Source organism: Acinetobacter sp. YH16038 (genome assembly GCF_013417275.1).
Lineage (GTDB): Bacteria > Pseudomonadota > Gammaproteobacteria > Pseudomonadales > Moraxellaceae > Acinetobacter.
The window spans coordinates 1-7,665 of the sequence record NZ_VPEG01000059.1; the positions used below are offsets into that span (position 1 = coordinate 1).

The 7,665-nt window shown below is 45.9% G+C and carries 7 protein-coding genes and 2 pseudogenes; 6 read left to right on the plus strand and 3 right to left on the minus strand.

Annotation, left to right across the window (positions count from 1 at the left end; all coding sequences use genetic code 11):
* Positions 1-26: 26 nt before the first annotated feature.
* The 5 genes and pseudogenes from FTV34_RS15735 to FTV34_RS15755 all read left to right on the plus strand — a co-directional run bounded on the left by FTV34_RS15735 (position 27) and on the right by FTV34_RS15755 (position 3,509).
* Positions 27-724 (plus strand): IS1 family transposase gene (locus tag FTV34_RS15735; protein ID WP_225905514.1). Its coding sequence is split into 2 segments (ribosomal slippage): positions 27-276 and positions 276-724, totalling 699 coding nucleotides; the frame shifts between segments, so codons are not numbered across the junction.
* 1,070 nt (positions 725-1,794) lie between these two features.
* On the plus strand, positions 1,795-2,118 hold the full coding sequence (locus tag FTV34_RS15740) for a MobC family plasmid mobilization relaxosome protein (RefSeq protein ID WP_170915627.1): 324 nt from the start codon (positions 1,795-1,797) through the stop codon (positions 2,116-2,118).
* A 208-nt stretch (positions 2,119-2,326) separates the two neighbouring features.
* Positions 2,327-2,755, plus strand: a pseudogene (locus FTV34_RS18000) (relaxase/mobilization nuclease domain-containing protein); the annotation flags it as partial.
* 40 nt (positions 2,756-2,795) lie between these two features.
* Positions 2,796-3,287, plus strand: coding sequence for an MbeB family mobilization protein (locus FTV34_RS15750; protein ID WP_140428842.1), 492 nt, complete (start codon positions 2,796-2,798; stop codon positions 3,285-3,287).
* Between the two features lie 6 nt (positions 3,288-3,293).
* Positions 3,294-3,509 (plus strand): MbeD family mobilization/exclusion protein, encoded by a 216-nt coding sequence (locus FTV34_RS15755; protein WP_000137422.1) that lies wholly within the window; start codon positions 3,294-3,296, stop codon positions 3,507-3,509.
* Between the two features lie 533 nt (positions 3,510-4,042).
* Here the strand turns inward: FTV34_RS15755 and FTV34_RS15760 are convergent.
* From FTV34_RS15760 to FTV34_RS15770, 3 genes and pseudogenes are all read right to left on the minus strand, one after another.
* Positions 4,043-4,579: pseudogene (locus tag FTV34_RS15760) on the minus strand (DUF5384 family protein).
* A 10-nt stretch (positions 4,580-4,589) separates the two neighbouring features.
* A complete protein-coding gene (locus FTV34_RS15765) occupies positions 4,590-4,949 on the minus strand; it encodes a hypothetical protein (RefSeq protein WP_257221968.1) in 360 nt (119 codons plus the stop codon).
* A gap of 926 nt (positions 4,950-5,875) precedes the next feature.
* On the minus strand, positions 5,876-7,417 hold the full coding sequence (locus FTV34_RS15770; RefSeq protein ID WP_095092192.1) for a phosphoethanolamine transferase: 1,542 nt from the start codon (positions 7,415-7,417) through the stop codon (positions 5,876-5,878).
* 147 nt (positions 7,418-7,564) lie between these two features.
* Between FTV34_RS15770 and FTV34_RS15775 the strand changes: the two genes are divergently transcribed.
* The coding region (locus FTV34_RS15775) for an IS1 family transposase (protein WP_032316422.1) at positions 7,565-7,665 on the plus strand (101 nt) is incomplete at its 3' end.

A 7,665-nucleotide genomic window follows, 5' to 3' on the forward strand; every position in this document is an offset into this window, starting at 1 on the left:
TATGATGGTGATTTTTAGGTGCTTGCATGGCTTCCATTTCCATCAGATGTCCTTCCTGCTCCGCTACTGAAGGCGTGGTGCGTAACGGCAAAAGCACTGCCGGACATCAGCGCTATCTCTGCTCTCATTGCTGTAAAACATGGCAACTACAGTTCACTTACACCGCCTCTCAGCCCGGTACGCACCAGAAAATCATTGATATGGCCATGAATGGCGTCGGATGTCGCGCCAGTGCACGCATTATGGGCGTTGGCCTCAACACGGTTTTACGTCACTTAAAAAACTCAGGCCGCAGTCGGTAACCTCGCGTATACAACCGGGCAGTGATGTGATTGTCTGCGCTGAAATGGACGAACATTGGGGCTACGTCGGTGCTAAATCACGTCAGCGCTGGCTGTTTTACGCGTATGACAGGATACGGAGGACGGTTGTGGCGCACGTCTTCGGTGAACGCACTCTGGCCACACTGGAGCGTCTTCTGAGCCTGCTGTCGGCCTTTGAGGTCGTGGTATGGATGACGGATGGTTGGCCGCTGTATGAATCACGCCTGAAGGGAAAGCTGCACGTTATCAGCAAGCGTTACACTCAGCGCATTGAGCGACATAATCTGAATCTGAGACAACATCTGGCAAGGCTGGGACGGAAGTCACTGTCGTTCTCAAAATCGGTGGAGCTGCATGACAAGGTCATCGGGCATTATCTGAACATAAAACACTATCAGTAAGTTGGAGTCATTACCAAGAACCGATACGCCCCTCGCGCACTTCTGCTATTGAAAAAGCCATATTTAAGCTCACTTTTTTTACTCTGAATATAACCTGTTAGAGAGGATTTTCTTGAGATCGTCCGTCTGTCGTCGTAGTCTCTTATCCAGAAACGAAAAAACCACCTGGGGAGGTGGTTTTTCGAAGGTTCAGTAAGTTGGGGAACTTCTGAACCGTGGTAACAGGGTGTACAAGACCGCTGCCACCAAATTCGTCCTTCCAGTTTAGCCGTAGTTTGGCTCTAACTTCAAGAACTCTGCATCAGTAATCTCTTGTACACCCTCTACCAGTGGCTGCTGCCAGTGGCGTTAAGTCGTGTCTTTTCGGGTTGGACTCAAGACGATAGTTACCGGATAAGGCGCAGCGGTCGGACTGAACGGGGGGTTCGTGCACACAGTCCAGCTTGGAGCGAACTGCCTACCCGGAGCTGAGTGTCAGGCGTGGAATGAGATAAACGCGGCCATAACAGCGGAATGACACCGGTAAACCGAAAGGCAGGAACAGGAGAGCGCACGAGGGAGCCATCAGGGGGAAACGCCTGGTATCTTTATAGTCCTGTCGGGTTTCGCCACCACTGATTTGAGCGTCAGATTTCGTGATGCTCGTCAGGGGGGCGGAGCCTATGGAAAAACGGCAGCTCCGTATCCTCTTCCTGTCCTGCTTGCCATGCCGTATGCCTTTGCTCTTATCCGTTTGCAGGTAACGCCCGCCGCAGCCGAACGTCAGGAGCGGAAGCGACCGAGTGAGCGAGGAGGCGTCATATCACTGTAACCTCCATTTTCTCCTGTACGCCCTGCAGCTGCATTTTTCCCCTGCCACATGAAGCACTTTTATTAAGTGTTACTCCGCCGTAACATATTGAGCCAGTATACACTCCGCTAGCGCTACGTGACTGGTTCAGGGCTGCGCCCCGAAACCCGCCAAAAGCCTGACGCGCCTGCGGCTTGTCCAACCCCGCGCCGACCGGGAAAGGCTTTCCCGCCCGTCCCGGCGTTATCAGGAGGCCGGTTTGTCAGAGAAACGGAACAAGATGCTCACCATGTGGGTGACGGAGGACGAGCACCGGCGGCTGCTTGAGCGCTGTGACGGCAGGCCGCTGGCGGCCTGGATGCGGCAGACCTGCCTGGACGAAAAGCCTGCGCGCACCGGAAAGCTCCCCTCAATTTCGCCGGCGCTGCTGCGCCAGCTTGCCGGCATGGGCAATAACCTGAACCAGATAGCCCGCCGTGTTAACACCGGCGGCGGTACTGGCCATGACAGGGTACAGATTGTGGCGGCGCTGATGGCCATCGATGCCGGACTTGAGCGGCTGCGGCACGCCGTTCTTGAGAAAGGAACGGACGATGATCGTTAAATTTCATCCACGCGGTCGCGGCGGTGGCGCCGGGCCGGTGGACTATCTGCTGGGTAAAGACCGGCAGCGTGAAGGCGCCACCGTCCTGCAGGGGAAGCCGGAAGAAGTCCGGGAGCTGATTGACGCGTCGCCTTACGTTAAGAAATACACCTCCGGCGTCCTGTCGTTTGCGGAGGCCGATCTCCCTCCCGGCCAGCGGGAAAAACTGATGGCCAGCTTCGAGCGGGTTCTGATGCCCGGACTCGATAAAGATCAGTACAGCATTCTGTGGGTGGAGCACGCGGACAAGGGGCGTCTGGAGCTGAACTTTCTGATCCCCAATACCGAGCTGCTGACCGGCAGGCGGCTCCAGCCTTACTACGACCGCGCCGACCGGCCGCGCATCGATGCCTGGCAGACTATCGTGAACGGCAGACTGGGGCTGCACGACCCGAACGCGCCGGAAAACCGCCGGGCGCTGGTCACGCCGTCCGGGCTGCCGAAAACGACGCAGGAGGCCGCAGAAGCCATTACCCGGGGACTACTGAGCTTAGCCTCGTCCGGGGAGCTGAAAAGCCGTCAGGATGTCACTGACACTCTTGAAGGTGCAGGTTTTAAGGTGGTGCGCACCACGAAAAGCAGTATCAGCATTGCCGACCCGGACGGGGGGCGAAACATCCGACTGAAGGGAGCTATCTATGAGCAATCTTTTAACGCTAGCGAAGGACTTAGAGCAGCAATCGAAAGCGCAGCAGAAGAGTACTGGCGAGATGCTGAAAGCCGCATTCTGCGAGCACGAGCAGTCTGTCAGAGCGGAACTGAGCGCAAGCGCGAGGAGAATCAGCGACGCCATCCTCGCCCACGAGCAGAGTATGAGCGAGGCGATGGAGAAAAACCGGCGGAGCGTACTGCGGACTGCCGGGCGGACATGGCTCACCATCCTGATGGTGTCAGCGCTGCTGATCGGCACGAGCGGGAGCATACTGTGGTGGCAGGGGCAGCAGATAACCGACAATTACACGCATCTTCGTCAGCAGGAAGATACCCTGGCGAAAATGACCGCCCGGACGTGGGGAGTGCGCTATCAGGAGAGCAGCGACGGCCGGAGGTTTCTTATCCTACCGCCGGGGATGAAAACCGAAGCCATCCCTTACGGCGGGACGACATGGATCCGCCTGAAACAGGAGTAGCGGAAGATGACAGAGCTGGAAAAGCAGTTGCTGAGCGCATTAGAGCAGCTACAGCAGGACTACTCGCAAAGGCTGGACGAATGGGAGAGCGCCTTCGCGGAATGGCGGAGCATGTGTGGGCTTATGCAACGGGAGAACGCGGTGCTGAACGAGCGCGTGTCGGACTTGAGCACGCAGGTGCTGAGTTTAAGCGAGCAGCTGCGCCGCTTGTCCGGGAACTGAATGCCATCGAGCTCCGGCAGAGGGAGAATGAGTATCAGAAAACACTGGAGCTGGAGCGCCAGCCGCAGAAAACCTACCGCGGGCCGACACTTTAAACCATCCAGGCAGCTGACAACCCGCACGAAGAGGGGCTCTTACTTCTCCCGCTAAATAGGTTCGTGATTAAAAAGATCACGGCCTATACCTGGGGGGGAATTATGAAATTGCTTAACGTCATTGAAGCTGTACTTAACTGCCTGTATCTGGCGGCCGGGCTGTGGGACTGGCTGGAGAAGCATTTACCTGTTTTTAAGGCGTTCGCGCTGATTTTAGTGTGACTTTACACGCCATGCATCTGGCTGCATGGCTATGCAGTCGGGTAAAATTTATCTGTCACGAACGGGGCGGTGTATCGGGTGGTTTGTTGCCGGTTTTACCTGACTGCCGCCCCGTTTGTGGCGAACCCGTCCGGAGCGGTGCGGGCAACAGATGTTATGGTAAATAACATCCGTTGTTAATTAAACTTGAAATCAACTTTAATTATAAAAATGAAGCTAGTTAAACCATTCTCCAGCTTCTTTTTCTCTGGCTTTCCCTTCGCTTTTCATTAAATCTTTCCCGCCTTCTGAAATATTTCTGTTTGAGCCGGCGTGAGATTGAATTACATCTGTTTGGGCTGCCTTGTTTTTTAACTCTTGGTCTATGAATTAATTTTCGCGTTTAACTCTTGCCTCTTCCCTGGCTAATGCTAACTTTTGTTTTTCGATTTCAAGCTTTCTTAGTTCATCTTCATATTTCTGATCTCTATTTTTATCGGCTTTGAGCTCAGCTTCGATTCTTTCACGGTGAGCTTTTCTCTCTGCAGAAGCTATGGCTGCTCTCCTGTTCGCTTCTGCTCTTGCTCTTTCTCTCCTTTTTTGCTCAAGCCGTTTGTTTTCCTCAATTTTTTCTCTCTGGATATCCATGAGTCTTTGCTCTTCAGCTTTTCCCTGCTGTTCAGTTTGAGCTACTGCAGATAATTGTTCTTGAAGTGAGTTTGCAAAGCTGCTTCCACTAAAAGAAAGGATGAGGGGTATAATGATTCTTTTCATCGTTTGAATCTTATTTTTTTACCGGGCATGTTGTGTTTGGCTGGATTCTTGTTTCATTATTTTTTGTGGAAATAACAACAGCTAAACCAGTAGTAAACTGACATGGTTTTCCTACTTGAGTTGATGTAAATACCTTTGTCCCTTCTTTGTAAGTTAAAGAAACACCTTCAACGATAGATTTATCTTTGACTAATGTTCCTACTGCGGCACCGACGGCACCACCGCCAACGGCTCCGGCTGTTGTGCAAAGTCCGCTACCACTTCCGACGTTATGACCAGCCACACCGCCAACCACAGCGCCAAGGATTGCCCCAAAGGTTTGTGCAGCTTGTTTGTTTGCAGTGTTATCAACAGCAACCTTCGCAGGCAAAACAGAAATTATGTTTACAGTTTTCGTCTCCTGTTTTGCATTCAGTTGCCCTGTGTCATAAACGTCAGCAGCATATTGATCGGCATTGGATTGACAGCCTGATAAAGCGGTAATCGAGGCGGTTAGTAGGGCTATGCTTAACAGTGTTTTTTTGAGCTCATGTGACTTCCTGTTTCTTAATGTAAAAAAAACATTTTTAGGAATTATCCGTAAAAAGTAAAGGCTAAAGGTGGTGGTTGATTTTCCGGTAATGGTGCCAACTTACTGATTTAGTGCATGATGGTGTTTTTGAGGTGCTCCAGTGGCTTCCATTTCCATCAGATGTCCTTCCTGGGGTCGGTTTGGGAAATGGAAATTATTGTACGTTAAGAACATAATTTAACCGTTTCTGATTGGTAACTGATTGATTTATTGTTACTGACTATCGCATTTAAGTTATTGCGCTCACGCTGTCGCATTTAGGTTGTCTCATTACCCAAACATACAGGCTAAATGCCGTATAGTGCAGGAGTACACCCTATTGCGATAGCGCGATCTGTTCAAAAAACAGGCTTAACGTACAATAATTTCCAATCTCCAAACTCACCCCTTATTCACGCTGGCCAACCTGTTTCGGGCGGACCAAATGATACGTCAGTGGGAGAGATCTCACTAAAAACTGGGGATAACGCCTTAAATGGCGAAGAAACGGTCTAAATAGGCTGATTCAAGGCATTTACGGGAGAAAAAATCGGCTCAAACATGAAGAAATGAAATGACTGAGTTAGCCGAGAAGAATTTCCCCGCTTATTCGCACCTTCCCTAACTTTGCAACAGTGTCTTATATTTTGTATAACTTAGTAAACATATTTAACCTGACAGACACCTAATAAAAATAAGTAACTGCCAGGTTAAGTTTTAGCTAGTTCAATTATATGGAAATCATTTTATAAATCTTGGTCGAAATCATAAACTTTACCATTTTTCACCAATCGCTGTTTTTCAATAAATTTATCGTTTAGTAGGGAACAACCTTTTTTAATCTTACTTTCAATAAAGGATAACTCTAAACTAGTATCTACGAAACATTCGGATGTTATTTTTTTATCTTTATTAATTGAAAGTTTTTGTATTAGCTCAGGATGTTGTTTGTGGTATAAATCATTAAACCAAAAAAAATGAGCAATGTTATAGTTGCCTTTTGTATTACCGCCATACAACGATTTACCATCATCATAAATAGCAGTTCCATGGTCTGAAATAAAAGATAAATATGCAAGTCCATCTGTATTTTTTAACACATTAATGAAATCGCTTATCTGTTTATCAACAGAAAATAATTCTGAATTAGCATAGCTATTTTCTAATTTATCCTTATCTTTTAAAGATGGAGTTGAATATGTTTTTTCATTAAAAGATGGTTTGAAAACATCATAATTTGATGGATACCTTGTATGATACAGATAATGACTCCCGATAGTTTTATAAACTATGAGCTTTTTCTTGCTTTTATTATTTAATATTTTCTCTAATGTATTCACGTTGACATCAGATACAACATAATGATCAGCTTCATTTGCAATTAAATTTATTTCATTATCTCCTATGTGACTTTTACTCAGATAAGAAACATACCAAGTTTCATATCCAGCCTCTTTATAAGCACTAATTATTGATGTTTCATTAAAAAGACCATTATCATACACACCTTTTCTAGAAAGGATCATTGGTGTGGAAACTAAAGTATATGCTCCTTGAGATATTGTGTTTTTAAAAGAAACTAAATTTTCTTTATCTAAATTTGGGGTTGTGTTTTTAGGGTAACCATTAAAATGTAAATAATCTCCTCTATTAGTTTCGCCTAAAAAAAGAACCACTGTTTGCTTATCATTTATTGTAGATTTAGAATCCCACTTGAAGTTTTTTTTATCTTTTATAATTTGTGCGTTTTTCTTAAGTTCAGATAAACCTTTATTAATTTCTTTCAAAGCTAATCCTAATGGCTTAAAGGCGATTAACAAAGAAACAAACAGAATAATGAAAATATAAAAATGCCTTAACTGAAATTTAGAGTCTCTTTTTCCAATAAGAATAAATAAGAAGTTACATGCTATGATTAGTAGCCCTATGATTTCTTTTGTTGAAAAGAAAAAATTACTATTAATCTCATCTGGGTTAGTATCAAGAATAATATTAATGATTTCATTTGGCACCTGATGAAAATACCAGGAGGTCATTCGATATGTCATTAAATCAACAAATAGAAGTGAAATAATAAAACTTGATATTGATAAAGAAATAATTGAATTAATTTTTGAAGTGTAACCATAGAAAAAAATAACACCAAGTATGATAAGCGTTAAGGAGTAATAAATATTACTAGCGATTATTCTATGGGAAGTATTAATTATAAAAATTAGATTAATAATACATAAAGCTATGTATATGTTTTTTTGATGGTTTTTTGAAATTTTATTGATGATGTTCATTATTTGATAACATAGATATAAGTAAGTAAGTAAGTAAGTAAGTTTAAAAAAAAAATCATAGGAAATCATTATTTAATTAAAAAGCCGCTCTCGGTAATGCTGCCAACTTACTGATTTAGTGTATGATGGTGATTTTTAGGTGCTTGCATGGCTTCCATTTCCATCAGATGTCCTTCCTGCTCCGCTACTGAAGGCGTGGTGCGTAACGGCAAAAGCACTGCCGGACATCAGCGCTATCTCTGCTCTCA